27 protein-coding genes and 1 pseudogene are annotated in these 26176 nt (G+C 74.6%); 17 read left to right on the top strand and 11 right to left on the bottom strand.

The window, feature by feature from the left end; all coding sequences use genetic code 11:
• Positions 1-91: 91 nt before the first annotated feature.
• Genes ACI79W_RS03915 through ACI79W_RS03925 form a run of 3 tightly spaced genes read right to left on the bottom strand, consistent with a single transcriptional unit; the run spans position 92 to position 1460 of the window.
• Positions 92-283 (bottom strand): hypothetical protein, encoded by a 192-nt coding sequence (locus ACI79W_RS03915; protein ID WP_456560762.1) that lies wholly within the window; start codon positions 281-283, stop codon positions 92-94.
• Positions 280-1119 (bottom strand): hypothetical protein, encoded by an 840-nt coding sequence (locus ACI79W_RS03920; protein ID WP_456560763.1) that lies wholly within the window; start codon positions 1117-1119, stop codon positions 280-282. The genes ACI79W_RS03915 and ACI79W_RS03920 overlap by 4 nt, the downstream gene beginning before the upstream one ends.
• Positions 1116-1460, bottom strand: coding sequence for a YrdB family protein (locus ACI79W_RS03925; protein ID WP_456560764.1), 345 nt, complete (start codon positions 1458-1460; stop codon positions 1116-1118). Before ACI79W_RS03925 ends, ACI79W_RS03920 begins: the two co-directional genes overlap by 4 nt.
• 153 nt (positions 1461-1613) lie before the next feature.
• Here ACI79W_RS03925 and ACI79W_RS03930 point away from each other — a divergent pair, with 153 nt between their 5' ends.
• Complete coding sequence (locus tag ACI79W_RS03930; RefSeq protein WP_456560765.1) at positions 1614-2726, top strand: sensor histidine kinase; 1113 nt, start codon at positions 1614-1616, stop codon at positions 2724-2726.
• A complete protein-coding gene (locus ACI79W_RS03935; RefSeq protein WP_456560766.1) occupies positions 2723-3382 on the top strand; it encodes a response regulator in 660 nt (219 codons plus the stop codon). Before ACI79W_RS03930 ends, ACI79W_RS03935 begins: the two co-directional genes overlap by 4 nt.
• A gap of 413 nt (positions 3383-3795) precedes the next feature.
• On the opposite strand, the gene ACI79W_RS03940 is transcribed toward ACI79W_RS03935, so the two are convergent.
• The 4 genes from ACI79W_RS03940 to ACI79W_RS03955 form a co-directional block, all read right to left on the bottom strand.
• Positions 3796-4146, bottom strand: coding sequence for a hypothetical protein (locus ACI79W_RS03940; protein ID WP_456560767.1), 351 nt, complete (start codon positions 4144-4146; stop codon positions 3796-3798).
• A 180-nt stretch (positions 4147-4326) separates the two neighbouring features.
• Positions 4327-5469, bottom strand: a complete 1143-nt coding sequence (locus ACI79W_RS03945) for a flavin-containing monooxygenase (protein WP_456560768.1) — start codon at positions 5467-5469, stop codon at positions 4327-4329.
• 46 nt (positions 5470-5515) lie between these two features.
• A complete protein-coding gene (locus ACI79W_RS03950) occupies positions 5516-6004 on the bottom strand; it encodes a hypothetical protein (RefSeq protein ID WP_456560769.1) in 489 nt (162 codons plus the stop codon).
• 116 nt (positions 6005-6120) lie between these two features.
• Positions 6121-8838, bottom strand: a complete 2718-nt coding sequence (locus ACI79W_RS03955; RefSeq protein WP_456560770.1) for an AAA family ATPase — start codon at positions 8836-8838, stop codon at positions 6121-6123.
• 346 nt (positions 8839-9184) lie between these two features.
• Here ACI79W_RS03955 and ACI79W_RS03960 point away from each other — a divergent pair, with 346 nt between their 5' ends.
• The 11 genes and pseudogenes from ACI79W_RS03960 to ACI79W_RS04010 form a co-directional block, all read left to right on the top strand.
• Entirely contained in the window at positions 9185-9418 is a 234-nt protein-coding gene (locus tag ACI79W_RS03960; protein ID WP_456560771.1) for a heavy-metal-associated domain-containing protein, read from the top strand.
• Positions 9419-9523: 105 nt separating this feature from the next.
• Positions 9524-9661, top strand: coding sequence for a hypothetical protein (locus ACI79W_RS03965; RefSeq protein ID WP_456560772.1), 138 nt, complete (start codon positions 9524-9526; stop codon positions 9659-9661).
• A 122-nt stretch (positions 9662-9783) separates the two neighbouring features.
• Complete coding sequence (locus tag ACI79W_RS03970) at positions 9784-10563, top strand: ABC transporter ATP-binding protein (RefSeq protein WP_456560773.1); 780 nt, start codon at positions 9784-9786, stop codon at positions 10561-10563.
• A gap of 6 nt (positions 10564-10569) precedes the next feature.
• Positions 10570-13098 carry an FtsX-like permease family protein gene (locus ACI79W_RS03975; RefSeq protein ID WP_456560774.1) on the top strand — a complete coding sequence of 843 codons (2529 nt, stop codon included), beginning with the start codon at positions 10570-10572 and terminating at the stop codon, positions 13096-13098.
• 43 nt (positions 13099-13141) lie between these two features.
• On the top strand, positions 13142-13675 hold the full coding sequence (locus tag ACI79W_RS03980; protein WP_456560775.1) for an N-acetyltransferase family protein: 534 nt from the start codon (positions 13142-13144) through the stop codon (positions 13673-13675).
• Between the two features lie 130 nt (positions 13676-13805).
• On the top strand, positions 13806-14768 hold the full coding sequence (locus ACI79W_RS03985) for an EamA family transporter (protein ID WP_456560776.1): 963 nt from the start codon (positions 13806-13808) through the stop codon (positions 14766-14768).
• Between the two features lie 102 nt (positions 14769-14870).
• The gene (locus ACI79W_RS03990; protein ID WP_456560777.1) at positions 14871-18137 is read left to right on the top strand and encodes a heavy metal translocating P-type ATPase; all 3267 of its coding nucleotides are present in this window, start codon (positions 14871-14873) and stop codon (positions 18135-18137) included.
• Between the two features lie 14 nt (positions 18138-18151).
• Positions 18152-18781 carry a GNAT family N-acetyltransferase gene (locus tag ACI79W_RS03995; protein ID WP_456560778.1) on the top strand — a complete coding sequence of 210 codons (630 nt, stop codon included), beginning with the start codon at positions 18152-18154 and terminating at the stop codon, positions 18779-18781.
• A 40-nt stretch (positions 18782-18821) separates the two neighbouring features.
• Positions 18822-19445 carry a GNAT family N-acetyltransferase gene (locus tag ACI79W_RS04000; protein WP_456560779.1) on the top strand — a complete coding sequence of 208 codons (624 nt, stop codon included), beginning with the start codon at positions 18822-18824 and terminating at the stop codon, positions 19443-19445.
• Positions 19442-20035, top strand: a complete 594-nt coding sequence (locus ACI79W_RS04005) for a hypothetical protein (RefSeq protein ID WP_456560780.1) — start codon at positions 19442-19444, stop codon at positions 20033-20035. Before ACI79W_RS04000 ends, ACI79W_RS04005 begins: the two co-directional genes overlap by 4 nt.
• Positions 20032-20304, top strand: a pseudogene (locus ACI79W_RS04010) (HXXEE domain-containing protein); the annotation flags it as partial. The gene ACI79W_RS04005 and the pseudogene ACI79W_RS04010, both read left to right, overlap by 4 nt.
• 527 nt (positions 20305-20831) lie before the next feature.
• Here the strand turns inward: ACI79W_RS04010 and ACI79W_RS04015 are convergent.
• Positions 20832-21524, bottom strand: a complete 693-nt coding sequence (locus ACI79W_RS04015) for a TetR/AcrR family transcriptional regulator (protein WP_456560781.1) — start codon at positions 21522-21524, stop codon at positions 20832-20834.
• A gap of 102 nt (positions 21525-21626) precedes the next feature.
• Here ACI79W_RS04015 and ACI79W_RS04020 point away from each other — a divergent pair, with 102 nt between their 5' ends.
• Together ACI79W_RS04020 and ACI79W_RS04025 are read left to right on the top strand one after the other, a co-directional pair.
• Complete coding sequence (locus ACI79W_RS04020) at positions 21627-21896, top strand: 2TM domain-containing protein (protein ID WP_456560782.1); 270 nt, start codon at positions 21627-21629, stop codon at positions 21894-21896.
• Entirely contained in the window at positions 21893-22813 is a 921-nt protein-coding gene (locus tag ACI79W_RS04025) for a CPBP family intramembrane glutamic endopeptidase (RefSeq protein ID WP_456560783.1), read from the top strand. The genes ACI79W_RS04020 and ACI79W_RS04025 overlap by 4 nt, the downstream gene beginning before the upstream one ends.
• 79 nt (positions 22814-22892) lie before the next feature.
• Here the strand turns inward: ACI79W_RS04025 and ACI79W_RS04030 are convergent, their stop codons facing one another.
• Positions 22893-24578 carry an FAD-dependent oxidoreductase gene (locus ACI79W_RS04030; RefSeq protein WP_456560784.1) on the bottom strand — a complete coding sequence of 562 codons (1686 nt, stop codon included), beginning with the start codon at positions 24576-24578 and terminating at the stop codon, positions 22893-22895.
• 122 nt (positions 24579-24700) lie between these two features.
• Here ACI79W_RS04030 and ACI79W_RS04035 point away from each other — a divergent pair, with 122 nt between their 5' ends.
• Together ACI79W_RS04035 and ACI79W_RS04040 are read left to right on the top strand one after the other, a co-directional pair.
• Positions 24701-25060 carry a rhodanese-like domain-containing protein gene (locus ACI79W_RS04035; protein WP_456560785.1) on the top strand — a complete coding sequence of 120 codons (360 nt, stop codon included), beginning with the start codon at positions 24701-24703 and terminating at the stop codon, positions 25058-25060.
• On the top strand, positions 25057-25368 hold the full coding sequence (locus tag ACI79W_RS04040; RefSeq protein ID WP_456560786.1) for a ubiquitin carboxyl-terminal hydrolase 14: 312 nt from the start codon (positions 25057-25059) through the stop codon (positions 25366-25368). Before ACI79W_RS04035 ends, ACI79W_RS04040 begins: the two co-directional genes overlap by 4 nt.
• Here the strand turns inward: ACI79W_RS04040 and ACI79W_RS04045 are convergent.
• Together ACI79W_RS04045 and ACI79W_RS04050 are read right to left on the bottom strand one after the other, a co-directional pair.
• Complete coding sequence (locus ACI79W_RS04045; protein WP_456560787.1) at positions 25338-25520, bottom strand: hypothetical protein; 183 nt, start codon at positions 25518-25520, stop codon at positions 25338-25340. The genes ACI79W_RS04040 and ACI79W_RS04045 overlap by 31 nt on opposite strands.
• A gap of 184 nt (positions 25521-25704) precedes the next feature.
• Positions 25705-25833, bottom strand: coding sequence for a hypothetical protein (locus ACI79W_RS04050; protein ID WP_456560788.1), 129 nt, complete (start codon positions 25831-25833; stop codon positions 25705-25707).
• Positions 25834-26176: the final 343 nt, after the last annotated feature.

Genomic DNA, 26176 nt, shown 5'->3' on the forward strand with positions numbered 1-26176 from the left:
ACGGCGTGGTCGATCCGCATCGGAGGCGAGCACTGAACGGGCAGCCCGACGACGGCGCCGAGGACAGGCGCGCGCGGAACGAGCGCGGTGGTCACGGGCGGACCTGACGGGCGAGCAACCGGACGCGCAGCCGGTGCAGCTGCGGCATCAGCCCGTACAGGACGATCGGGACCGCGACCGTGGCGACGACGAACGTGCGCGAGACGACCGGGGCGGCCGAGAGCACGCTGCTCGAGCCGAGGTCCAGGACGGTCAGCGTCGGCATCACGGCCAGCCAGATCACCAGTGCGAGATGGTGCTTCCACGGCGGCGGGATGGGCGTCGTGGGTCGGGGCGGCGGGTCGCTGGGCGACCCCCCTCGTCGCGGACGAGGGAGGTGAGTGGATCAAGCTGCTCCCACTGCGGTCGACGTGGTGGACCCTCGCCGCCACCCTGCTCCTCATGGGGGGTGTCACCGGCGGCGCCGGCACCCTCAGCCCGGATCCGGGATCGCCGCCACGCGGCGACCCCGGTACCGCCCACGACGAGCAACAGCAGCGGCAGGCTCACGTACAGCGTCGCCGACAGCAGTGCCGACGGAACGACGAAAGAGGTCGCTCCGGTCAGGAGCAGCGGCGCCAACGCCCGGGCCGCGACGACGAGCCATCGCTCGCCGAGCCGGGCCCGACGCGCCAGAACGGTCGCGGCGATCGCGAAGACCGCGAGCGCGACGAGCTTGGCGCCGTCCGCCCGGTCGATCGCCTGCCGCAGGGCCCAGGTGTTCCCGGGGTCGCCGCCGTCGAGCCCCGCGAGGAGGACGACGAACAGCGCGACCTGCACCCAGGACAGCACGGCCGCCGCCACACCGCCGATGAGGACGGGACCGCGGCCGCCGACCCGACGGGCGGCCAGCCGGACCAGGCTGACGGCCAGCACCGCCAGGGCGGCACCGGCCGTGCCATGGACGAGCAGTGACTGGACGAGCGGGCCGAGTCGGTGGCCCACGAGCTGCTCGTGCACCTCGACCGGCGACGCGCCGGCGGGGACAGCGGGGGCTGCCAGCAGTCCGAGGACCCAGGACACGACGTAGGTGACCGATGCGGCTGCCGCCCAGCGCGCCGTCGTGGCGGGGGCGCTCACTGGTCCCACCACGCCATCAGCGCCGCGTTGACGGCAGCGGCGACGCCGAGTGCCCCGGCCAGCTGGGGCCGGCCCGCAGCGACGAGGGCGGCGACGGCCACGGCGAAGACGGCCAGCTGGACGGCCAGCTGCGCCGGCGCCGGGAGCTGCACGCTGGCCCGCGGCGAGGCGAACAGACCCCACACGACGGCCGCGACCAGCGGTGTCCCGAGCCCGGCCAGCACCCGCACGCCGAGCGAGGCCGAGACCTGGAAGCCCCAGTAGGACAGCGCGCCCAGCGCGCTGAGCTCGAGGGCGAAGCGGGCGGCCAGATTGGCGCCCTGAAGTGCAGCGAGGACCATCTCGGCTCCTTTCCGAACGGATGTCAGGAGCCTGGCCGCGGCCGCGGTCCCCGTCATCGGCGTCCGGGTGGAACCTGCGGTCTCCACCCGCCAGGCTCGGGATCCACCCGGAGGTGGATCCCGCGGAGCGGGCGGACCTGGCACTGTCGCCGGGTGCAGGTTCGCGCCAGGTTGCTGACCTCGGTCGGGTTCGCCGTCGTCGCCTTGGTCGTCGTGGCCAACGCCGCCGGCGCCGTCGGCTTCGGCCTCAGCGGTTCGGCGGCCCAGGTCACGACGGCCACCGCGGCGTACGCGGTGGCCGCGGGAGTGTTCCTGCTGTGGGTGGACGCGCCGCGCCGGTTCGTGGTCGCGCTGCTGTTCGCGATGGCGGTCGCCGCGACAGCCGTCCGCAACGCCGACCCGGCCGGGCCGGTGGTGGCGCTCTTCCTGATCATGGCGTTCGCCCCGCTCCGACTGCCGGTCCGTGACGCGGCAGCCACCGCGGTCGCCTCGGCGCTCCTGTTCAACCTCGAGCAGTTCCAGAGCGCGCAGTCGCCCGCGCTGTTCGTCCTGGTCACCGACGGCGGCGCGGCGTTCTTCTTCCTCATGGGATGGCTGCTGCGCCGGGAACACGAGCAGCGCCAGGAGCTGGAAGCCACCCGAGACGCCGAGCGGCTGGCCGCCGCCCTGGCGGAGCGCTCCCGGCTGGCCCGGGAGATGCACGACGTCCTCGCCCACACGCTCTCCGGCCTGGCCGTGCACCTCGAAGGTGCCCGCCTGCTGGCCCGGTCCGGTCACGCGGCCCCTGAGGTGGTCACGGCGCTGGACGACGCCTCTCAGCTGGCCCGGGCCGGTCTCACCGAGGCCCGGCGGGCCGTCGCGGCGCTCCGGGGTGACGATCTCCCGGGACCTGAAGAGGTGCCCCAGCTGATCGAGGAACACCGCCGATCCGGCGGCCGCTGCACCCTGGACGTCAGCGGGGACCCCGTCGTACTGGCCCCGAACGCACGGCTCGCCGTGTACCGCACCGTGCAGGAAGGGCTGAGCAACGTCCGCAAGCACGCGCCCGACGCCACAGCCGAGGTCACCATCCGGTGGAGCGACAGTGCGGTGGTGGTCATCGTCGAGGACCACGGCGGGCCGCGGCCGGGGCAGCCTGCGTCCGGTCCGGCCGGGTACGGCCTCACCGGCATCGCCGAACGGGCGGACCTGCTGGGTGGGCGGTTCCGCGCCACGCAAAGCGCCGACGGGTTCCGCGTCGAGCTCTCCGTGCCGGTGACCTCGTGACCGTGCGAGTCCTCGTCGTCGACGACCAGCGGGTCGTGCGCGACGGGCTGGCCGTGCTCCTGGGACTGCTCCCCGGCATCGAGGTGGTCGCCAGCGCCGAGGACGGCGAGCAGGCCCTGGACGCGGTGGCCCGGCTCTCTCCCGACGTCGTCCTCATGGACCTGCGCATGCCGCGGATGGACGGCATCGAGGCCACCCGGCGCCTCCTTGCGGAACACCCGGCCGTCGCCGTCCTGGCGCTGACCACCTACGCCGATGACGAGTCCGTGTTGGGAGCCCTGCGCGCCGGCGCCCGCGGGTACCTGACCAAGGACGCGGGCGCGGACGAGATCGCGCGGGCCATCGCGGCGGTGGCCTCCGGGCAGATGGTCCTGGACACCGCCGCCCAGGCGCGGGTCGTAGGAAACCTCGGTGGCCAACCGGTGGGCGCCCGAACGCCGGCCATCCGCTCCTTGCCCGACGACCTCACCCAGCGCGAGGCGGAGGTGCTGGGCCTCATCGCGCAGGGCCTGACCAATGCCGAGATCGCCGCCCGGCTCGTCGTGAGCGAGGCCACCGTGAAGACGCACGTCAACCACATCTTTGCCAAGACCGGTGCGCGCGACCGCGCACAGGCTGTCGCCTACGCCTACCGAACGGGACTCGCCCCCCGCTGATCGCCACGGGTCCGCTTGAGTGAGCCGCTCGACCCGCGCTCCGTCCGTGCGGACGTCTCGACTCCCCACGTCGGCGAGCGACCGGTCACCGTGGACCCCACCCACATCCCGCCTACCGTCGGCTGCCGGCGTCAGCGAGCCCTCCCGCGGCGGCACGACTGGTTCTCCTCGGGCACTCACGGCGGGGCGATGGGGCGGCCACGGGTGTGGCCTGAGCCCGGTGGCGGGTGCCGCGGGACCGTCGACGCGCCGAGCCGACGATCGGTCGGACCGGCTGGGGGAGTGAGAGGGCCAGTGGAGGTCTGCGAGAGGTCGATCGGCAACCGCGAGGTGCGCGTCGAGCACGACGGGTCGGTCGACGGGCAGTAGGCGAGCAGGTCGGGCAGGGCGCGATCAGTGGCGAGCCGGCGGTCCTAGGGCTGCGAGCCGGCCGCTGCGAGCGGGTGAGCGGCCATCGCCAGCGCCACCGCGAGGACGATGCTCACCGGTGCCCACAGCACGAGCCCGGCCGGGGCCAGCCAGGTGAGCATGGCCGGCCCGGCCAACAGGGCGGCCGGAGCCCCGATGACCGTCAGCACCGTTCCGACCTGCCAGGCGCGACGGCGGAGCCAGCCGGCGACGGTCAGCGCCCACCCGGCGACGAACCCGGCCGCGGCGGCCCAGGTGTCGGCGGCGAGCAGCAACCACCCGGCCTCGAGACCGACCAGGGTGGCCACCATCGGCAGCAGCGTGACCGTGAAACGGACGAGGAATGCCCGGACCACTGCGGAGGTGAACTCCGTCGGCGAGGGCGCCGACCGATCCGGCGGCGACGTTCCCCGCGACGTCGCCGCGGGGAGGCGGTCAACACTGACCGGCGGGTGCATCGCGGTTGTCATCGCTGTCTCCTGCGGGTGGACGGAGGTCGGTGGGCCGAGGTCGACGCCAGGAATACGTCGCCGGCGTCACGCCGGGAGGCCCGTGTGGGTCGCCGCGCCGGGGCGGGACCCGGTGCGCTGCTGCGGCTCGGCGGCGTCCACGGTCAGCCGGGCGGCCAGCGCATCGGCGTCGGCGCCGACGAAGCCGAGCAGGGCCGAGCCACGGCAGGTCTGCCAGGGCAGGCCGAGGAAGTGCAGACCGGGCACGTCGGTCGTCCCGCCGGTGTGGCACACCTGCCCGTCCACGACGACGCCGGGAACGTGCAGCCAGGAGTAGTCGGGTCGGAAGCCGGTGGCCCACACGACGGCGTCGACGTGGACGGTGGTGCCGTCGGCGAAGGTGGCGGTGCGGCCGTCGAGGGCGACGAGCCGTGGCCGAAAGTCGATGCCCCGGCGGCGAAGGGTGCGGCTGCGGGTGCCGATGACGATGTCGCCGCGGGCGCGCAGCCGGCGGGCGATGCGGGTGTGCGCGGGCACGGTGAAGAACCCGGAGCGGCTCAGCCAGAAGAACAGGTCGCGGCCGGCGATCCGCTGGGGCAGCTCGGTCGGCCGGGTGCCGACCGCGACGGTGACCGGCTGGGTCGCGGCGAGCTCGGCGGCGATCTGCAGACCGGAGTTGGCGGCACCCACGACCAGGACCCGGCCGCCGCCGGGGACCTGGGTGGGGTTGCGGTACCCGGCGCTGTGCAGCTGGGGCACCTGCGGGTCCAGCCCGTCGGCGAGAGCGGGGATGTGCGGCGTCTGGAAGGGGCCGGTGGCGACGACGACCTGCTTCGCGGGCAGCGTTCCGGTCGGGGTGGTGGCCGCGAAGGTGCCGTCGGCGTCTCGGTGCAGCCGGAGCACCGGGGAGTCCAGCCGCACGGGGAGCGCGAAGTGGGCGGCGTAGGCGGCGAGGTAGTCGGCGACGTCGTCCTTGCTCGGGTGGGTGTCGGCCGGGGCGGGGAACGGCAGGCCGGGGAGCGAGTCGTACTGGGCGGGGCTGAACAGCCGCAGCGAGTCCCAGCGGGAACGCCATGAGGAGCCGATCTCCGGGCCGGCGTCCACCAGCAGGAAGTCCGCGCCGCGGGCGGCGAGGTGGTGGCCGAGGGCGAGGCCGGCCTGGCCGGCGCCGACGACGAGTACATCCAGGACATCGCCGGAGGCGGTAGGCGAGGGCGGGGGCGTGGGCATGGTGATCTCCGGACGAGGTGAGGACGGACGTGGGCGGGATGGGCGGTCAGACGACGCCGACGGTGAGCAGGGCCGTGGCGATCAGGAGGTCGGCGACCAGGCAGGTTTCGGCGTACCAGCGGGGCACGACCCGGTCGATGCGGTGGTGGACGACGTCCCAGGCGGCGTGCGCGAGCCAGCCGGCGGCCAGCACGTAGCGCGCGGCGGCCGGGTCGACGGCGACCGCAGCCATCGCCACCGCGCCGAAGGCGAGCACCGCGGCGGTCTGGGCGGTCAGCAGCCGCCGATCGTCCAGATCGCCGCGGACGGTGCCCCACAGCAGGTAGACGACCGCGGCGAGCAGCACGCACCAGGCGCTGATCCAGGCGTGCACCTGGTCGGGCAGCGGCGCCAGGGCGGTGAGGCTGGCGGCGACCGCCGCGACGCCGATGCCGGTGGGCCAGCGGCGGGCGAGCGTGGTGCGCACGCCGCCGCGCCGGCGAGAACCCGAGACTGCGGTCGCCTCGGGGGTGCGGGTGTCGACGGTGCTGGTCATCGGGAGCTCCTGGCGTCCGGGTCGTGGTGACGCTCGGACGCTAGGAGCAGGGAGCCGGCGTCACGCCGGGAGAATCGCCAGGTCGGCTGCCGGGGCGCGTCGCGGCAGCCGGCCGGTCAGAGGTCCAGCGAGAGCGCGGTGAGCTCGGCGCGGGAGGCCACGCCGAGCTTGCTGAACACGTTGCGCAGGTGGAAGTCGACGGTGCGCGGGGACACGAACAGCCGCGCGGCGACGTCCCGGTTGGACAGCCCCTGCCGCACGAGTGCCGCGACCTGGCGCTCCTGGGCGGTCAGGTCGGTGGACGTGGTGACGTCGCGGCGGCGGGCGGTCTCCCCGGAGGCGCGCAGTTCCTGCGCGGCTCGTTCGGCCCACGGCGCCGCGCCCAGCTCCTCGAACAGCCCCAGCGCCGCCCGCAGGTGCGCACGGGCGTCCACCCGGCGTCTCGCGCGGCGCAGGTACTCGCCGAAGGCGAGCTCGGTGCGCGCCCGATCGGGTACCCGCAGCGATGTCGCGTGGGCGGCCAGGGCGCGGCGGAAGTGCTCTTCGACGTCGCCGTCGCCGGCGAGCAGGGCGCGGCCGTGCTCCACGGCGGCGACCGCGGCCGGGGCGCGCGTGCCGGCCGCGAACGCCTCCAGCTCGGCCAGCCAAGTGCGTGCGAGATCTTCCCGTCCGGCGCGGACCGCGGCCTCGAGCCGGTCCAGAGCGGCCATGCGGCGGTACGCCGGGGAGCTGATCCGTTCGAGGTGGTGCAGGGCGGACGCCGGCTGCTGGGCACGCAGCCCCTGCGCCCAGTGCACCATGTCGACGACGATGGATCCGGTGAGCCCGACCGGGTGTGCGTCCCGGATCGCCGACACCTCGGCCACGTGCTGATCGGCGGCGTCGTCCCCGCGCAGCGCGCCGAGAAGGGCCAGCTCCGCGGCCGGCAACGCGGTCAGCCCTGCATGCCCCGTGCTCGAGGTCAGCGTCAGCGCCTCGGTCGCGGCGCCGGCCGCCTGCGACCAGGCGCCGGTGGCGATCTGGAACAGCGCTCCGCGGGTGAGGGCGTGCTCCACCATGCTGAGCGCTCCGGCGCTCCGGGCCGCGGTGAGCTGCTGCTGGTGCAGGCGCAGGCCGCGTTCGTCGTCGTCGATCAGCATCGCCGCGACGCCGAGGTTGGGTTGCAGCACGTGGTCGTCCACCGGGGCGTCGTCGGTGAGGGCGAAGGCGTCGTGGAAGCGGTCGGTCGCGGTGGCCCAGTCCTCACGGCGGACGGCACGGAATCCCTGCAGGAGGGCGAAGGCTGCGTGCGAGTGCGGGGCTGCGTCCTTCCCGGGCGGGGGGACCAGCGTTGCCGGATCGAACTCCCGCGCGGACCGGGCGCCGAAAGCGGCCAGCGACGCGGCGAGCATCGCGAGCTGCTGGGCCAGCGCCTCCTCGGCGCCGGCTGCCACCTGGGCGGCGTGCACGATGTAGTCGTAGCCGTCGTCGACCGAGCGGGTGTTCCACTCGATCTGCCCCTGCAAGGTGAGCAACCGCGCGCGCAGTGCGGGCTCGGTCACGTCGGCCGCGGCCGCGGTCGCCAGCGCCGCCGCCCTGGACGGGTGGGCCCCGAGCCAGCTCGATGACGCAGCCAGGTACAGCCGCCGGCCCCGGGCCTCCCCTCCACCGGTGAGTTCGGCGGCGCGCGCCCACGCGGCGGCAGCGGCCTCGTGCCCGCCGCGGCCGGCAGCCCGTTCGGCGACCGAATCCAGCGCGTCGACCACCGCCAGGTCCGGCCGGTCGGCCGCCGCCGCCAGGTGCCACGCCCGTCGATCCGGGTCCTCGGGCAGCACGTCGGCCAGCGCCCGGTGGGTGGCGCGCCGCTGCGCGCTCGTGGCCGCCCGGTACACCGCCGAGCGGACCAGCGGGTGGTAGAGGGTCAGAGCGTCGCCGTCGACCCGGAGCAGACCGATCCGCTCGGCCTCCTCCAGGGCGTCGTCGCCGAGGTCGAGACGAGTCGCGGCGTCCCGGACGACGGTCAGCCGGCCGGTGTCGTCGGCCGCGGCGAGCAGCAGGAAGCGCTGGGCCGGGTCGCTCAAGTGCCGGGCCCGGTCGAGGAACCCCCGCTCGACGCCGCCGGTCAGTGGCAGCGGCGTCGGAAGCGGCGTCCGGCCGGCCAGCTGGTCGCCGGTGAGGGCGGCGGCGAGCTCGCCGAGGGCGAGCGGGTTGCCGCCGGTTGCGGCCACCAGCCGATCACGCACCGCCGGGTCGACGGCGCCGCCGGCCCGCGACGCCAGCAGTTCGCCCGCGTCGGCCCCGGTGACGGAACCGAGGAATGCGGTGGGTAGGTCGCGCGCGTCGAAGCCGTAGGCCTCGCCGTCGCGGGTGGCGAAGAGCAGCGCGACGCGCTCGGCCTGCAGCCGCCGGGCGGCGAAGAGCAGTGCCGCGGCGGAGGCGTCGTCCAGCCAGTGCGCGTCGTCGACCACGGCCAGCACCGGCGTCTCCTCCGCGGCGTCGGCGAGCACGCTCAGCGTGCCGAGGAAGACCAGGAAGCGGTCACCGTCCCCACCACCGGTCGCCTCGCCCAGGGCCGCCCGCAGCGCCGCGGCCTGCGGTGCCGGCAGGTTCTCGATGCGCGCACGCACGGGCCACAGCAGCCGCTGCAGCGCGGCGAACGCCAGCGGGGACTCCGACTCCACTCCCGACGTACGCAGCACCCGCATCCCGGAGGCCGCCGTGACCGCTTCCGCCAACAGCGACGACTTGCCCGACCCGGCCACGCCACGGAGCACCAGCGACCCGCCGGCTCCGGCGCGGGCGGCGTCGAGCAGAGCGGAGATCGCCGCACGTTCGTCATCCCGACCGACAAGCACGACCGGGACCGTACCGATCGGAGCGGTCCAGGCCCCGGGTCGGGAACCCGGCGACATCACCGGCGTGGGTCATCTCGGCGATGGCGATCAACAGCCCATACCTCGAGGACGAGCCATGTCGGCCCATCCCAGCGCCGAAACCGGCGGCGGACCACGGCCGCGCCTCCCCGCCACCGCCGGGCGCCCTGCGGCCGGCGCCAGCGGTCACGGGCACGGAGGCCACGGCCACTGAGCCGCTGCCGGCCATCCCCGGCAGGGAACCCGGCGAAATGCCCGGTGAGAAGGCCGCCGGTTCGCGGCGACTCTTCCACCGACCGATCGCACCACCCACCCCCGAGGAGTTCCCATGCTGTCCGGCACCCCCCGCACCTTCATCGGCTCGACCACCTTCACCGTCACCGGCATGACCTGCGCGCACTGCCAGCGCGCGGTCACCGACGAGATCGCCGCCGTCGACGGCGTCGACTCCGTCACCGTCGACGTGGCCAGCGGCATCGTGACCGTCACCGCCGACCGGCCCGTGGACCGCGCCGACATCGCGGCGGCGGTCGACGAGGCCGGCTACACCCTCCGGTCCTGACCGCCCTTCGGCGGCGGGAGCCCCGCCCGGCTTCCGCCGCCGCCCCTCTCACCACCCGCCCCGCCGGCGTGACCGGTCCGGTCCCCCCCCTCGCAGGAGACCGGCATGTCCTCCATCACCTACGACCACCTCGCCCGCTCCCGCCGCCAGGAGCTGATCCGCGACACCCAGCGCGAACAGCTGGCCCGTTCGCGGCAGCCGCCACGGCGGTGGGGGCGCCGCCCCCATCGGGCCCGCACCTGACCGTCAGCCCGCGCCTCCGCGAACACCCGGCGATCGCGCCCTGTCCCGCTCGCCGGCCGCACCTCTCCGCTGACCGACCACCGGCCAGACCTGACCCCGCCATCCGCGAGAAGGAGACCGCCATGACCACCGTCGCCCCAGCTGCGAGCACGTCGCTCGCCGTCGCGGCGCAAGCCCGCGACGTCGTCAAGACCTACGGCAAGGGGGAGGCCGCCGTCCGCGCCCTCGACGGCGCCGACGTCACGATCCTCTCCGGCCGGCTCACCGCGATCATGGGGCCCAGCGGCTCGGGCAAGTCCACCCTGGTGCACGCCCTGGCCGGCCTCGACACGATCGACTCCGGCCGGGTCCTCATCGGGGACACCGACCTCACCACCCTGCCCGAGCGCGGGCGGACGCTGCTGCGCCGGGAGCGGCTCGGCTTCGTGTTCCAGGCGTTCAACCTCGTGCCGTCCCTGACGGCTGCGGAGAACATCGCCCTTCCGCTCACCCTGGCCGGCAAACGCCCCGACCCCGCGTGGCTGGCCGAGCTCGTGCAGATGCTCGGGTTGGGCAACCGGCTCGGTCACCGGCCGGCCGAGCTCTCCGGTGGCCAGCAGCAGCGGGTGGCGGTCGGCCGGGCGCTGATCGCCCGGCCCGACCTGGTCTTCGCCGACGAGCCGACCGGCAACCTGGACTCCCGCGCCGGCGCCGCGCTGCTGGGCTTCCTGCGCGACGCCACCCGCTCGCTGGGCCAGACGATCGTCATGGTCACCCACGACCCCGTCGCCGCCTCCCATGCCGACCGGGTCGTCTTCCTCGCCGACGGCCGCATCGTCGACGAGCTGTCCGCCCCCAGCCCCGAGACGGTACTGGCACGCATGGCGCGCCTGGACGCTCCTACCTCAGCGATCGGAGCGTGATCTGTGATGTGGCGCCTCGCCTTCAGGAACGCTGTCGCGCACCGCTCACGGCTGACCCTGACCTGGCTCGCCGTCGCCCTGGGCGTCGCCTTCGTCGCCGGCAGCCTCGTGCTCACCGACACCAGCAGCCGGCTGCTCGACGCGCAGTTCCGCACGGCCGCCGCCGGCGTGGACCTCACGGTCCGCGGCGCGGCTGCGTTCGGCAGCGCGATGGGCGTGGAGGTGGAGCGCGACCCGCTGCCGGCCGACCTCGCCGAGCGCGTCGCCGGTACCCCCGGTGTCGGGCAGGCACGTTCGGTCGCCTCCGGGCCCGGGCAGCTGCAGGTCCGCGGGGAACCCGTGCGCCCGAACGGCCCGACGATCGTGGGGACCTGGGCCGAAGCCCCGTTCACCGCCTACGAGCTGCGCGCCGGCCGCGCTCCGGACGGCGGTGACGAGGTGGTCGTCGACGCGGCCACCGCCGCCGCGCACGAGATCGCCGTCGGCGACACCGTCACCGTCTCCGCCACGGCCAGCCGCCGGCTGGAGGTCGTCGGGTTGACCGGCGTGGGGGAGGACGACGGGCTGTCCAACAGCGCCGTCGTGATGGTCGACCTGAGCACCGCCCAGGCCCTGCTCGACCTGGGTACCGGGGTGACGTCGGTCGACGTGATCGCCGCCCCCGACGTCCCCGTCGCCGAGCTCCGGAGCGACCTGGCCCAGGCCCTGGGGGAGCAGTACGTGGTGACCAGCGGCCAGGACGCCGCCGAAGCCAGCGCCGAGGCGGCCAAGGAGAGCATCAGCTACCTCCGCGTCGTGCTCCTGGCGCTCGCCGCCGCCGGGCTGCTGGTCGGCGCGTTCCTGATCGCCAACACCTTCGGCATCGTGCTCAGCCAGCGCAGCCGGGAACTGGCCCTGCTGCGCGCCGCCGGTGCCACCGGCCGTCAGGTGCTCGCCTCGGTGCTCGCCGAGGCCCTCCTGATCGGGATCACCGGTGCCGCCGGCGGCACCGCGGCCGGCATCGGCGCCGCCTACGGGCTCCGCGGCCTCGCGCGGAGCGCAGGGCTGGCGCTCCCCGAGGGGCCGCTGGCCGTCACCGCCCGCACGGTGATGCTGGCCCTGGCCGCCGGCACCCTCGTGACGCTCCTCGCCGCCCTCGGGCCGGCCCGCCGTGCCGCCCGGATCGCCCCCGTCGAGGCGATGCGGCTCTCGGACCCGGCACCGGCACGACCCCGCCGCCGCCGGTCGATCACCGGGTGGGTGCTGCTGGCCCTCGGGATCGCGGAGCTGACCGCCGCCGCCTTCCTGCGGGACATCGCCGGCGTCGCTCTCGGCGCAGCGCTGCTCCTCCCCGGTCTCGCCGTGCTGGGCCCGGTACTGGCACCGCGGCTGGCCAACGCCGTCGGCCGCCCGCTGAACGGCCTCGGCATCCCCGGCCGCCTGGCCCGCGAGTCCACCGTCCGCAATCCCCGGCGCACGGCCGCCACCGTCATGGCTCTCGCCCTCGGCCTGACCCTGATCAGCTTCGTGTCCGTGCTCGGCGCGTCGGTCAAGGCCATCAACGCCGGCCAGCAGGAGGCCCTCACCGCCGATCTGCTGATCCAGAGCGCCGGCGACGAGATGCTCGGCGGGTTGTCCCCGGAGGTCGCGGCCCGCGCCGCCAGCTTGCCGGAGGTGGGCGCGACCTCCTCGATCCGCTACGGGCACTGGCTGGACGGCGGCATGACCAGCGCGCTGACCGCCGTCGACCCGGCGACACTGCCACAGGTCGCCGACGTCGAGATGGTCGCCGGCGACCTCGGGGCGCTCGAGAAGTCAGGCGTCGTGCTGGCCGACGACATCGCCGCCGAACGGGGCCTGCAGGTCGGCGACGAGCTGACGATGACCTTTCCCCGCGACGGCGAGCAGGACATGCGGATCGTCGGCGTCATGGCCGACGACTCCGCCCAGGCGCTCAGCAGCGGCTACATCCTCTCCCTGACCACCTACGCCGAGCACTTCAACGAGGACGTCGACGCCAGCGTGTTCGTCGCCCTCGCCGACGGCGTCGACGCGGAGGCCGGGCGGACGGCACTGGAGGCCGCCGTCACCGACTTCCCGAACGCGGAGGTCCTCGACCAGACCGAGGCGGTCGCCGCCCGGGCCGCCACCGTCGACCAGGCCCTCGGCCTGATCACCCTCCTGCTCGGCTTCGCCGTGGTCATCGCGCTGCTCGGGATCACCAACACCCTGGCCCTGTCCATCGTGGAGCGGGCCCGGGAGATCGGGCTGCTCCGGGCGGTCGGCATGACCCGCGAACAGCTCCGGTCGATGATCCGCGCCGAGGCCGTCCTCGTGGCCGTCGTGGCCGTCGTCGCCGGCGTCGCCCTCGGACTCGGCCTCGCTGCGGCCACCCTGGCCGGCCTCAGCAAGGACGAGCTGCTGACCATCCGGATTCCCGTGGGGCAGCTCCTGGTCGTCGTCGCGGTCGCCGTGGTCGCCGGCCTCGCCGCCGGCCTGCTGCCCGCCCGCCGGGCGGCCCGCCTCGACGTCCTCACCGCCATCGCCACCCACTGACCGCCCATCCCACCCGCGCACCACCGTCCACCGGGAGTCCCCGATGACCGACCTGTCCACCACCCGCCCCACGACGCTCCCCGACCGCCACGCGGCCGCCGTGATCCGCCGAGCGACGCCGGCCGATGCCGCGGACGTCGCCGTCATGGTTGCCGAGATCGCCGCGCACGAGGACCGAGCGGCCTCCGTGCACGTCGACGAGGAGCAGTGGCGCCGTCTGCTGGCCCGGCCCGAGGTCATCGTGCTGCTGGCCGAACGCCGCGGCGGGCCGGTGGGCTACGTCTCCGCCGTCCGGCAGCTGCACCTGTGGACCGGTGGCGACGTCGTGGACCTCGACGACCTCTACGTCCGCCCCGGGCACCGTGACGCCGGCGTCGGCCGGCGGCTCATGGCCGCCCTGGCCGCACTGGCGGAGCCGGAGCAGCTGCTCATCCGCTGGGGCATGGAAGTGGACAACGCCGACGCGCAGCGGTTCTACCGTCGGCTGGGCGCGACCCTGCGGCACAAGGTCCTCGCCGCCTGGCCGCCGACCGCATACGCGGACGTCGCCGACGCAGCACCTCCTGACACCGTCTGATGGCAACCACGGCCGACACCAGCGGGCGCAGGGCACAGCCCGGCGAAAACACCGGTTCGACGGCGCTCACGACGGCGGAGCGTCTGAGTCCGACCGAGCCCGGATCAACCGCCCCTGGTGGAGGTCCCTCATGCACCTGCGCCACCGGCTCCTCGCCGTCGCCGTCGCCGTCGCCTGGGGGCTGAACTTCCCCGCGATCCACCTCTCGCTGGCTCAGTTCCCGCCGTTCCTCCTCGTCGCCCTGCGCTTCGCGCTGGTTGCGGTCCCGACGGTGCTGCTGGTCCGGCGGCCGGCGGTGCCATGGCGGTGGATCCTCGGCTACGGCGCCGGATTCGGGGTGCTGCAGTTCCTCTTCCTCTACCTCGCCATGGCCTCCGGGATGCCCTCGGGCCTCGCCTCGCTGGTGCTGCAGTCCTCGGCTCCCTTCACCGTGGTGCTGGCCGGCGTGCTGCTGCGCGAGCGGCTGAGCGGCCGCCAGGCGCTCGGCGTCGCCACCGCGGCAGCCGGCCTGGCAGGGATCGCCGTCCACCGGGCCGAGCTGGGTGGCGGTGCGGTGCTGCTGCCGTTCCTGCTGACGCTCTGCGGCGGGCTCGGCTGGGCCCTGGGGAACCTGTGCAGCAGGCAGGCCCGGGCCACCGAGCCGTTCAAGCTGACGCTGTGGATGACGGTGGTTCCACCGCTGCCCATGCTGGTCGCCTCCCTGGCCCTCGAAGGTCCGGCCCGCATCTCGGCGTCGGTGACCTCGCTGGGCACCGGGCAGGGCGCCCTGGCCCTGGCCGGCCTCGCCTACACCGTTCTGGTCGCCACGATCGGCGGGTCGGGCGTGTGGACCTGGCTCATGAGTCGCTACCCGTCGAGCGTGGTCGCCCCCTACTCGATGCTGGTGCCGGTGGCCGGCATGGCCTCGTCCTCGCTGGTGCTCGGCGAGCCCACGTTCGCCGTCGAGCTGGTGTGCGGTGCGGTCGTCGTCGGCGGCGTCCTGCTCGGCAGCGGTCCAGCCGCCCCGGTGCGGCGGGCGGCGGGACGCAGCGCGATCGGGATCGCGCCGCGGGTTCCCGCCGCGCCACTTCCCCCGCAGGCAGCCGGCCGCTGATCGGCGTCGAGCCGACAACCCGGCGAAATCGCCGGTCCGACCCCTTGGGTCACCCCCGAGCATCGATTCCGCCCCATCGACCTGTCCCGACCGGGAGTTGCCATGACGACCACCGTCCCTCCGGCCGCCGCGACGGCGACCGAGCCGACCGCCGGCTGCGCCTTCGACATCGGGGGCATGACCTGCGCCTCGTGCGTCGGCCGGGTGGAGAAGGCGCTGCGCCGTGTCGACGGCGTTGCGGCCGCGGAGGTGAACCTGGCGACCGAGGTCGCCACCGTCCGGTTCGACCCGGCCCGGGTGGCCGTCGGGGAGCTGACCGCGGCGGTGGCCCGTGCCGGCTACACCGCCACGCCCCGCCGTGAGGCAGACCCCGGCTCCCAGAGCTTCGGCACCGGTGCCGCCGCGGGGGCCGCGGAACACGAGGGCGACGAGCAGTTGACCGCGCTGAAGCGGAAGTGGCAGCTCACCCTCACCGTGGGCCTGGGGCTGATGGCCCTGATGTACGTGCCGCTGTACCTGGACACGATGGACTGGCTCATGCCGGCGATCCTCGTCGTGGCGACCGTCGTGCAGTTCTGGGCCGGCCGGGCGATCTACGCCGCGGCGTGGACCGCGGCGCGGCACCGGTCGACGAACATGAACACCCTGGTCGCGCTCGGTACCGGCGTCGCCTACGGCTACAGCGCCTTCGTCACCTTGTGGCCGGCCGCCGCGGAGAGCTGGGGGTTGCCGCTGCACGTGTACTTCGAGACCTCGCTGGTCATCCTCGCCCTCGTCCTGGCCGGCCGGTGGATGGAGGCCCGCGCGAAGAAGCGCACCGCCGCGGCGATCACCGCGCTCGTCGGGCTCGCCCCGAAGACCGCGCGGGTGATGCGCGACGGCGCGGAGGTGGACGTGCCGGTCGAGCGGGTCGTCGTCGGCGACCTGGTGCGGGTGCGGCCGGGGGAGAAGGTGCCGGTCGACGGCGTCGTCACCGACGGGGCGACGGCCGTGGACGAGAGCATGCTGACCGGCGAGAGCCTCCCGGTGGACAAGGGGGTCGGCGACACGGTCATCGGCGCCACGCTCAACCGGACCGGCACCGTGCTGCTGCGGGCCACCGCGGTCGGGAAGGACACCGCCCTGGCGCAGATCGTCCGCCTGGTCGAGGACGCGCAGGGCGCGAAGGTGCCGATGCAGCGGCTGGCCGACCGGGTCTCCGCCTGGTTCGTCCCGATCGTCCTGCTGCTCGGCGTGGCCACCTTCGCGGCCTGGGCGCTCTTCGGCCCGGACACCGGCCGGCTGACGATGGCGATCAGCACCACGATCGCGGTGCTGATCATCGCCTGCCCGTGCGCGCTGGGCCTGGCCACCCCGACCGCGGTCATGGTCGGCACCGGCCGCGCCGCGGAGCTCGGCATCCTGGTCGGCAACGGCGACGCGCTGGAGAGCGGCCGCCGGGTCACCGCCGTGGTCCTGGACAAGACCGGCACCCTCACCAGCGGACGGCCGGCGCTCACCTCGGTGACCACCGCCGGCGGCTGGGCGGAGGACGACCTGCTGGCCCTGGTCGCCGGAGCGGAGACCGGCAGCGAGCACCCCGTCGCCGAGGCGATCGTCGCCGCCGCCGCCGCCCGCGGGCTGGACCTGCCTGACCTCGATTCGTTCGACGCCGTCCCGGGTCACGGCATCGACGCCGTCGTCGAGGGCCGCCACGTGCTCGCCGGCAACCAGGCGCTCATGCGCGCACGCGGGGTGGACGTCTCCGCGCTGGCCGAGGCGGCCGCCGCTGCGGCGGCGGGCGGGCAGACGGCCATGTTCGTCGCCGTCGACGGGCAGCCGGCCGCGAGCATCGCCGTCGCCGACACGGTCAAGCCCGAGTCCGCCGAGGCGGTCGCCCAGCTGCGGGCGCTGGGCCTGCAGGTGTGGATGCTCACGGGGGACAACACCGCGACCGCGCGGGCCATCGCCGACCAGGTCGGCATCGACAACGTGCTCGCCGAGGTGCTGCCCGCCGACAAGGCGGCCAAGGTCCGCGAGCTCCAGGGACAGGGGCACGTCGTCGCGATGGCCGGCGACGGCATCAACGACGCCGCTGCCCTGTCGGCCGCCGACGTCGGCATCGCCATCGGCACCGGCGCCGACGTCGCCATCGCCGCCTCCGACATCACGCTCGTCGGCGGTGACCTGCGCGGCATCGTCTCGGCCATCGCCCTGTCCCGGCGCACGGTGGCGACCATGAAGCAGGGCCTGGCCTGGGCCTTCGGCTACAACGTGCTGCTGATCCCGGTCGCCGCCGGCGCCCTCTACTGGTGGGACGGGCTGCTGCTCGACCCGGTGCTGGCCAGCGCCGCCATGGCCATGAGCTCGGTCAGCGTGCTGACCAACGCCCTCCGGCTGCGCCGGTTCCAGCGGCCGGCGACCGTCCAGGAGATCCTGCGACCGCCGCTGCGCGCACGGATCGGCCACTACGCCTACCTGACCGGTGTCGCCGTCGTCGCGCTCGCACTCGGCGCTGGGCTCACGGCGGTCAGCCGGATGGACGTCGCCGAACGCGGCATGAACGGCACCCTGGCCTGGATGCAGGGCACCGGCATGCCGATGCGCCCGGCGATGAGCGAGATGATGACCGCCGAGGTGCCACCGACCGATGCCGCCGAGGCCGGCGTGGACGTGCGGCTGGACCTGCCCGCACGGGTCCGCCCCGGCGAGCCGACCCGGCTGGTCGCGACCGTCGTCGACGCCGTCACCGGAGAGCCGGTCGAGGACCTCACCCGCAGCCACGAGGCGTGGATGCACCTGATCGCCACGCGGGACGACCTCGGCACCTTCGCCCACGTCCACCCGCAGCCGACCGGGAAGCCCGGGCAGCTGGCCGTCGACCTCGCCTTCCCGACACCCGGCCGCTACATCGTGAACACCGAGTTCCGCCGGCAGGGCGAGATGAGCGACGTCCACCAGCGCCAGGTGATCACCGTGGCCGGCACCGCGCCGCAGCCGGTGGTCCTCCAGGCCGGACCGCGGAGCGTCGTCGTCAGCGGTGTCCGTGTCGCGCTCGAGGGTGAGGCAGAGGCCGGCGGCGTGAGCGACCTGCACTTCACGGTCACCGACGCGGACACCGGCCGGCCGCTCGACGACCTGCAGCCCTACCTCGCCGCCGCGGGCCACGTCGTGGTGATGGGCGCCGACGGGTCCACCTTCGCCCACGAGCACGCCGAGGTGACCGACGACTCCGGGCGACCGGTCTTCGCCACCCCGGGACAGACCTTCGGCCCGGAACTCGACGTGCACGCCGAGTTCCCGGCCGCGGGGACGTACCAGCTGTGGGCCCAGTTCAGGCTGGCGAACGGCTCGGTGATCACCGCCCCGTTCACCGTTGACGCCGACTGAGGCAGGAGAAGCCGATGATCGCCACGACCGGGTCCGTGGTTCCGGCTGTGCCGGGCGGCGCGGTCCTGGTGCGCCCGGCGCACCGCGACGACGCGGGGCCCCTGGCCGCTCTGCACCGAGCCAACCGCCACCACCTCGCACCGTTCGAGCCGCACCGGGACGAGGACTTCTTCACCACCCGGGGCCAGGGCCGGCGGCTCACGGCCCTGCTCGACCAGCACGCCGATGGCGTCGCCCACCCGTATGTGATCGAGGTGCGGGGCGAGCTGGCCGGGCGGGTCACCGTGACGAACGTCAGCCGGGGCCCGTTCTGCAGCGGCTCGCTGGGCTACTGGGTCGCGGCTGCGTGGACCGGCCGTGGCGTGGCTACCCGCGCCGTTCGGCAGGTCGTCGGCGACTGCTTCGGCCGCCACGGACTGCACCGGCTGGAAGCGGCCACCTTGGTGGACAACCGCGCGTCCCGAGCGGTCCTCCGGCGGGCCGGGTTCCGCCTCATCGGGCTGGCCCCGGGATACCTGCACATCGCGGGCCGGTGGCGTGACCACCTGCTGTTCCAGCGCATCGCCGGCCCGGCGTCCGGCGTCGGACCGGGGCCGTGCCACGCACCGATCCCGGTCCACGACGCCGGCCTGCTCCCCGACTGACCCCTGGGCGCGAACCGCCCGACGACCGATCGAGGAAGGCATGACACTGCACGTACGCCCAGCGACGCCGGAGGACGTCCCCGCCGCCGCCGAGGTGCTGGCCGACGCATTCAGCGACTACCCCTGGACCCGGTGGACGGTCGACGCCGATCGCCACCGCGAGCGGTTGAGCGCGCTGCACCGCCTGTACCTGTCCGCGATCGCCGTGCCGTTCGGGCACGTGGACCTCGGCGAGGCGGGGGAGGAGCTGGTGGGCGTCGCGGTGTGGATGCCCGGCACCGAGGTGCCCGACGACGTTGCGGCCCGGGTCGGCGCGGCGGCCGCCGAGCTGGCGGGGGAACGGGCGGCAGCAGCGGAGGAGGCCGAGGCGGCGCTGGCCGGACGTCGGCGCCCGGACACGCACGTGACGCTGGCCAGCCTCGGTGTCCTGCCCCGGCGGCAGGGCCGGGGCGTCGGTGCCGCGACGCTGACTCCGGGGCTCGCCCGCGCCGACCGGGCCGGGCTACCGGTGCACCTGGACACCAGCGCCCAGTCCAACGTGCGCTTCTACGAGCGTCTCGGTTTCGCGGTGACCGACGTCGTCGACCTGCCCGACGGCGGCCCGCGCACCTGGCTGATGCGCCGTGAGGCCGTCGCGGCCACCGTGGATCGGCGCACCCGGTGAACCCGATCCTGCTCACCCTCATCGTCGCCTGCGAGATCGGCTTCTGGTGCTTCCTGGGAGCCGGCCTGGTGGCCCGCTACGTCCTGGGCCTGCGCCGGCTCAGCGCCGTCCTGCTGGCCGGCGCCCCGGTGCTCGACCTCTTCCTGCTGATCGCGTCCATCCTCGACCTCCGCTCGGGCAGCACTGCCGGCTTCGCGCACGGGTTGGCTGCCGTCTACATCGGCTTCTCCGTGGCGTTCGGCCCGAGGGCCGTGCAGTGGGCCGACCAGCGCTTCGCTCACCGGTTCGCCGGCGGTCCGCCTCCGGACCGGCCGCCGCAGCACGAGCGGGCGCGCGCCCGCTACGAGTGGAAGCTGTGGGGCCGCGCGCTCGTGGGCTGGGCGGTGGCCTGCGGCCTGCTCGGCCTGGCGATCGTCGCCGTCGACGACCCGGGTCGCACCGCGCACCTGTCCGGCTGGATCAACGGCCTGACCGTCTGGCTGGTCATCTGGGCGCTGGCCTGGCCGCTTCCCTGGACCCTCTGGCCCAAGAAGCCACCGACCACCGAATCCCGCTCCGCCGAGGCGGCTGATGAGCGGACGAAGGCATGACCACGACCAGCACCAGCGGCCCCGCTCCCAGGGCCGGGCGCCTCCCGCGCACCGTGACCTGGGAACTGTTCGCCGCCTGGGCGGTGCACGACGCCGAGGAGCTGGCCACGATGGCCGGCTGGGCCGACCGGGCCCGGCCGCGGCTGGAGCAGAACCTGCCGTGGGTGCCGGCACGGGTGTGGGACCGCATGTCGGTGTCGCAGCAGCACGCCACCGCCGCCATCGGGGTGATGGCCTGCTTCATCGGGACGGCGGCGGCCCGCGGGGCCCGCACCGGCTGGGTCAGCCCGCTACAGGACGTCCGTCCCCGGCGCCGACAGGCCCGCGCGATCCGGGGGACCGGAGTGGGTGCGCGGGACCGGCACCCAGCGCCGCCAGCGGGCGATACCTGCCACGCCCGGCAGCCTACGGTGAATCGGACGGATCCCGGGGTGCCTGTCGCCCGGCGGACCGCAGCGCAGCGCGCTGCAGGGTTCCGTCGAGGAGGCGCCGTCCACCTCGCCGGTCCAGGCAGGGACGCTCCGCAGGTGGGCCGCCACCAAGAGGGCGCGGCGTCGAGATCGCCATCCACAGAACAGCGAGGCGCGGTCCGATCCGGGCGACCGGCGCCGGCCTGGGCTCGCCGGTCGTACGTAGCCACTCGTCCGCCGCCGGAACGGCTGCCGACGCCGGCCGCCGGAGGCGGTACCCCAGGACGCTGGCTGCTGGTCCCGCGGAACCCGGGCCGCCGCGGGATGTCGTCGCCGCCCGGTCCCGGTCACGGTGACCCGGTCGCCGGCCGGCATCCGGCTCACCGTCACCTCGCCTCGTGGGCGGGGGCCGGCAGCTGGGTCCGCAGGCCTTCGAGCATCAGCCGCAGGCCGTGGTCGAACTGGGCGGTGAGGTCGGGCCCGTACAGGTGGTCGACGGTGGCGGCGATGTGCGGGTAGTGGTCGGACGGCAGCCGGGCGAGGACCGCCTGGGTGTCCGTCTGGTCCTGCACCCCGCCGTCCGGCGAGGCGGCGAACGGGGCTTCGAGCGCGGCGAACCCCAGCGTGTAGAAGAGCACGGCCTGGTAGCCCGCCGCCGCCGCGGTCGGGGCCAGCCCGGCGGTCAGCAGCAACCCGAGGCCGGCGTCGAGCCCCTGCAACGTCGCCTTCTGACGGGGCGGACGTCTCACCGCCGCGGGCACCAGGGCCGGGTGGGCCAGCAGCGCTCGGCGGATCCGGTGGGCGGCGAGGCGCAGCCGCTCGAGCTCGGCCGGGCGGCACGGCAGCCCCTGCGGCGGCTCGGTACCGGACTGCTCGTTGTCGGCCTGGGCGAACAGCCGGTCGGCCAGGGCCTCAACCAGCTCGGACTTGTCGGCGAAGAACCGGTACACCATCGACGGGACGGCCCCGACGGCCTGGCCGAGGCGGCGCATGGTGAGCGCGTCCAACCCTTCGGTATCGGCGATCTGCATCGCCGCCTCGAGCAGCCCGTTGCGGGTGATCCGCTGTGGTCGTGGCACGGCATGGCCCTTCCTCAAGACATCCCTTGCTTCAGTGAACACCGTTCACCTACGCTCCCGCCAGTTGGTCAACGGTGTTCACTCACCCGAAGGGGAACGGCGATGGCGTCGGATGCGGTGCGGCAGGTGGCGGCGGAGCGGCGAGCGCGGCAGCGGGTCGAGCAGAAACTCGGCTTGGCGCTGCACTGGCTGGTCTACCTGGCGGTCAACACCGGGCTGGTCATCGCCGCGGGCGGCCTCACCGGCTCCGGGTGGCGGCTCGCGGGATGGGGGCTGGGCCTGGCGGTGCACACCGCCTATGTCGTGGGGGACCTCGGCGGGGTCCGGGAGCGGCTGGTGCAGCGGGAGCTCGACCGGGGGCGGGCGCGGTGACCGAGGTCCTGCCGGGGCGATCCGCGGCCGTCGACCGGCGGCCGGCTGACCGCCTCGCGCAGACCGTGTTCTGGGGGGCGCTGACGCTGGCCAGCGCCCTGCCGCAGATCGTCGTCGCCGAGGTGGCCGGGGAGGCGCTGTCCCTCCTGCCGATCATGCAGGTGCTGGCGCTCGTGCTGCTCCTGATCGCCGCCCGGCGTACCGACCGCCTGCGGGCTCTCGACGCGTCACTCCGCTGGCTGCTGGCGATGGCGGCCGGGTGGCACCTGGTCATCGGCGGCCTGACGAGCACCGAGGCTTGGCAGAACTGGCAGCACACCGTCCCGTGGATCGCCCGCGGCGCCGTCGTCCAGGCCCTGCTGATGGTCCCGACCGTGCTGCTGGTCCTCCTGGGACCCGGCCGGCTCGGGCGCAACGCGCTGCGGTTGCGTGCCGGCGACGACCGCGTCCGCGCCCGGGCGGGCGTCTACACGGCCGGCGCCCGTCCGGTCTGGCGCCGGCTCGGCACCTTCTGGGCGGTCGGCATCACCGCCGGCACAGCAACCGCCATGTGGTTCGCCCTCGGCTCGGACTTCGGCGACGCGACGGTCCTGGTGTGGTCCCTGCCGTTCGTCGCGCTGCTGGCTGCGACCAACACCGTCAACGAGGAGTTCGGCTACCGCAACGTCCCGCTCGCCGTGCTGCCATCCGTCGTCGGCACACGGGGGGCGCTGGCTGGAACCGGCCTGCTGTTCGGCCTGGCCCACTACCACGGCAATCCGCCCGGTGCCTCCGGCGTGGTGCTGGCGGGCTTCCTGGGGGTGCTCCTGGCCAAGAGCATGGTGGAGACCGGCGGATCCCGGTGGGCCTGGATCATCCACTGGCTGCAGGACGTGGTGATCTTCTCCGCCCTGACTCTGGCCTGGACGAATCTGTAGCTCGGGCGCCATCGGAGCGCGGCGGAGGCCGCCGCTGTTCACGGCCGGGCCGGTGGGCGGACCCCGTCCACCGGCGGCGTCAGGCCGGGACGCCGGCGCCCTCGGCGAGTGCGGAGTGCACGAGCGACACGACTGTCGCTCCTTCACCCACGGCCGACGCCACCCGCTTGACCGAGCCGGCCCGGACATCCCCGACGGCGAACACCCGCGGCAGGCTCGTCTCCAGCAGCAGCGCCTGGTGGGCCGCCCTGCCGGGCGCATGCTCGGCCCGCACATCCGGGCCGGTGAGGACGAAGCCGTGGGCGTCCCGGCGGATCTCGTCCGGCAGCCACCCGGTGTCCGGCACAGCGCCGATCATCACGAACATCGCGTCGGCCTGGACCTCGATCTGCTCACCTCCTGACCGGAGCGTCAACGACGTCAGCCACTCGGTGCCGCCACACGCGATGACTTCCGTGCCGGTCAGGACCTGGACGTTGGGCAGGGCCGCCAACTGCTCGACCAGGTAGTGCGACATGCCGGACGCCAGCGATCCGGACCGGACGACGAGGGTGACCTGATCGGCGGACTCGGCGAGCTTGACCGCCGCCTGGCCGGCCGAGTTGCCTCCACCGACGATGAACACCCGCCCACCGGAGATGCCGGGAAGCTGGACGGTGGGGGATCCGTACTGGACGCCCGACCCGACCAGCGCCTCGGCGCCGGCCGCAGGCAGGCGTCGGTAGCTGACGCCGATGGCGAGGACGACGGCGCGGGCACGCACCTCGCTGCCGTCCTCGAGGCGGATCACGTGTTCGGCGTCCTCCCTGTGCAGCGACGAGACCCGTCGCGGAACCAGCACCTCGGCGCCCAGCCGCACCGCCTGGGTGCCCGCGCGCTGCATGGGCGCGCCGCCGCTGATGCCGCTCGGGAAACCGAGATAGTTCTCGATCCGGGAACTCGTGCCGGCCTGGCCGCCGTAGGCCTGCGACTCCAGGACGAGGGTGCGCAGTCCCTCCGACGCGCCGTAGACCGCAGCGGCCAGACCGGCCGGTCCCGCGCCGACGACGACCAGGTCGTAGCGGTCGCGGGCAGGAGTGGTCCGGGCGCCGAGCGCGTCGGCCACCTGGCGCGGCTCCGGGTCGAGGAGCACAGCGCCGTTGTGTAAGAGCAACAGCACCTGGTCCGGGCGCGCGGCGTGATGTCCGCGCAGCAGGCTGCCGCGCCCGGATCCCGGGTCCAGCCACTCGTGCGGCAGGCCGTTGCGGGTGAGCAAGTCACGCAGTTCGTTACCGCGCGCCGAGGTCGGCGCACACACCACCGTGATGGTCTGCACGGCCATCAGCTGGTCCAACTGCCACTCCTCGATCAGGTCGTCCACTGGTGGGTGCAGGCGGTCTGCTGCGGGGCGCCACGGGTGCGGAACGGCTGCGTGGGCGTCGCCGCTGGCGAGCGCGCCGCGGACCAGCTCGCCTTCGTCGTACTGCGCGGGGTCGGTGACGTACGCGGCGGACAGCAGGACGCGTCGCACCCCGGGGAACCGGTGGCGGATCTCGGCCAGCAGGGCCGGCCCCTGCCCGCCGGGCAGTCGGCTGGCGACCAGCGCGAGAGCCACGGTCCGGGACCGCTCGACGAGCAGGTCCCTGGCCACCTCGCCGGTGGCCGCAGCGAGCACCCGTTCGGCGCCCAGGTGGGCGGACAGGTCGGCGACCAGACCGCTTCGGACGTCGTCGTCCGGGACGACGACCAGGACCGCCCCCGGAAGGGCTTCCGACGACTGGGACATGCCATCTACTCTGCCGGATCTCGCTGGCCCATCGGCCCCTCCCGCCCGCGGTCAGCGGATCTCGTCCGCACCCGCCGGATCGTCCGCGTCGTCACGTCGCGACGCCCGAGGAGAAGACCGTCATGAGCGTTCCAGCCGGTCCCGCCACAGCCGTCGACGCGGACCTCATCACCCGCGAGAGCCTGCACCGCACGCTCGCCGAGCGCGACGTCGCGCTGGTGACGATGCATCCGCCGCCCGTCTTCGCGCGCTCGCACACCCCCGGCAGCCGCGACCACGAGTCCTACGAGGCGCTGGCCGCCGACCTCTCACCGGATGACGAGATCGTCGTCCGCTGCGCCGACGGGAAGTGCCGGGCAAGCCGGTACGCGCTCGAGGCGCTGCGGCAGAGCGGGTTCCGTCGCGTGCGCCGCTACGCCGGCGGGATGAGCGACCGGGTAGGAGCCGGGCTGCCGGTCGACACGGGAGAGGCCCGGCGATGACCTTTGCGACCGCGCTGCGCGGCCGGCTGCCGTGGTTCCTGCGCCGCGGCGGCACCTGCAGCCACCTGGACGCCGTGCGCGACGTCTCGCCCAGTGCCGACGGGTGCGAGGATTGCATGAAGGCCGGTGACGCCTGGGTGCACCTGCGCATGTGCCTGATCTGCGGGAAGGTCGGCTGCTGCGACCAGTCGAAGAACAAGCACGCCACCGCGCACTTCCACGAGACCGCCCATCCGCTCGTGCAGTCACGCCAGCCTGGCGAGACGTGGCGCTGGTGCTACGTCGACCAGGTCATGCTCACCCGCTGAGGCCCGTGCCCGGCGCCGAAGCAGTCGGGCGTGACGGGATCAGAGCCCCGGCGGGCCACGCCGCGGACGGCGAGCAGCAACGCCGCACCGGTGGCCAGGACGGCGACGAGAGCGGCACGCAGGTAGTCGCCCGTGTCGGCGCCCTGGAGCAACGCGGTGGAGGCGGCCGGCCAGCGCCGAGGGCAGCCACGGCTCCAAAGCCGGGATCGCGGCGAGCAGCGGGAGGACCAGGACGACGGCGAGTGCGACCGCGACGGCCGACAACGTGCTACGGGCACGCGTGGCGACCGCCGCGGTGACTCCGAGGGCGCAGACGAGGTACAGGGAGCCCAGTGCTCACCCGGTCAGCACGGCCGGGACATCGGGCAGGCCGATCAGGATGCCGGTCTCCTCCACCGTCCAGCGGGGGAGGACCAGCCGGTCGGCGGAGGGCACGCGGGCGCGGGAGAAGACAGCGAGCGGCATCGGCGGGCGTGGGCGCTGTGGCCTGCACGGTGCTGTTCCGGGCCGTGCCGACCGCGGACAGGAGTTCGTCGGCGTAGCGGCCCATCAACGGGCCGGTGCACGCGAAGAGCAGGAACGGAACGGCCGACCCGATCCACCGTCGGGTGCCGGTCAGGCGCAGCCACTCCAGCCGCCACAGCCCGAGCGGCCGGACGGTCGTGGCCCCGCGGTGCACGCCGGAAGCGCCCGGCGGACGGCTGGTGGCGGCGGTCACGAGTTCTCCCGGGTGGTGGTCAGGGACGGGCCGAAGCGGGGGACCCGGACGGGGAGGGTGTCGTCGGAGACGTGGCTCGCGGTCATCGGG

It is taken from the genome of Blastococcus sp. SYSU DS0533 (genome assembly GCF_054050775.1).

Coding starts and splice junctions, on each gene's coding strand:
- ACI79W_RS03925 (WP_456560764.1), bottom strand. CDS start 1,460: ATGGTCCTCGCTGCACTTCAGGGCGCCAATCTGGCCGCCCGCTTCGCC.
- ACI79W_RS03945 (WP_456560768.1), bottom strand. CDS start 5,469: ATGCCCACGCCCCCGCCCTCGCCTACCGCCTCCGGCGATGTCCTGGAT.
- ACI79W_RS03950 (WP_456560769.1), bottom strand. CDS start 6,004: ATGACCAGCACCGTCGACACCCGCACCCCCGAGGCGACCGCAGTCTCG.
- ACI79W_RS03960 (WP_456560771.1), top strand. CDS start 9,185: ATGCTGTCCGGCACCCCCCGCACCTTCATCGGCTCGACCACCTTCACC.
- ACI79W_RS03965 (WP_456560772.1), top strand. CDS start 9,524: ATGTCCTCCATCACCTACGACCACCTCGCCCGCTCCCGCCGCCAGGAG.
- ACI79W_RS03970 (WP_456560773.1), top strand. CDS start 9,784: ATGACCACCGTCGCCCCAGCTGCGAGCACGTCGCTCGCCGTCGCGGCG.
- ACI79W_RS03975 (WP_456560774.1), top strand. CDS start 10,570: ATGTGGCGCCTCGCCTTCAGGAACGCTGTCGCGCACCGCTCACGGCTG.
- ACI79W_RS03980 (WP_456560775.1), top strand. CDS start 13,142: ATGACCGACCTGTCCACCACCCGCCCCACGACGCTCCCCGACCGCCAC.
- ACI79W_RS03985 (WP_456560776.1), top strand. CDS start 13,806: ATGCACCTGCGCCACCGGCTCCTCGCCGTCGCCGTCGCCGTCGCCTGG.
- ACI79W_RS03990 (WP_456560777.1), top strand. CDS start 14,871: ATGACGACCACCGTCCCTCCGGCCGCCGCGACGGCGACCGAGCCGACC.
- ACI79W_RS03995 (WP_456560778.1), top strand. CDS start 18,152: ATGATCGCCACGACCGGGTCCGTGGTTCCGGCTGTGCCGGGCGGCGCG.
- ACI79W_RS04000 (WP_456560779.1), top strand. CDS start 18,822: ATGACACTGCACGTACGCCCAGCGACGCCGGAGGACGTCCCCGCCGCC.
- ACI79W_RS04020 (WP_456560782.1), top strand. CDS start 21,627: ATGGCGTCGGATGCGGTGCGGCAGGTGGCGGCGGAGCGGCGAGCGCGG.
- ACI79W_RS04030 (WP_456560784.1), bottom strand. CDS start 24,578: ATGTCCCAGTCGTCGGAAGCCCTTCCGGGGGCGGTCCTGGTCGTCGTC.
- ACI79W_RS04035 (WP_456560785.1), top strand. CDS start 24,701: ATGAGCGTTCCAGCCGGTCCCGCCACAGCCGTCGACGCGGACCTCATC.
- ACI79W_RS04040 (WP_456560786.1), top strand. CDS start 25,057: ATGACCTTTGCGACCGCGCTGCGCGGCCGGCTGCCGTGGTTCCTGCGC.
- ACI79W_RS04050 (WP_456560788.1), bottom strand. CDS start 25,833: ATGCCGCTCGCTGTCTTCTCCCGCGCCCGCGTGCCCTCCGCCGACCGG.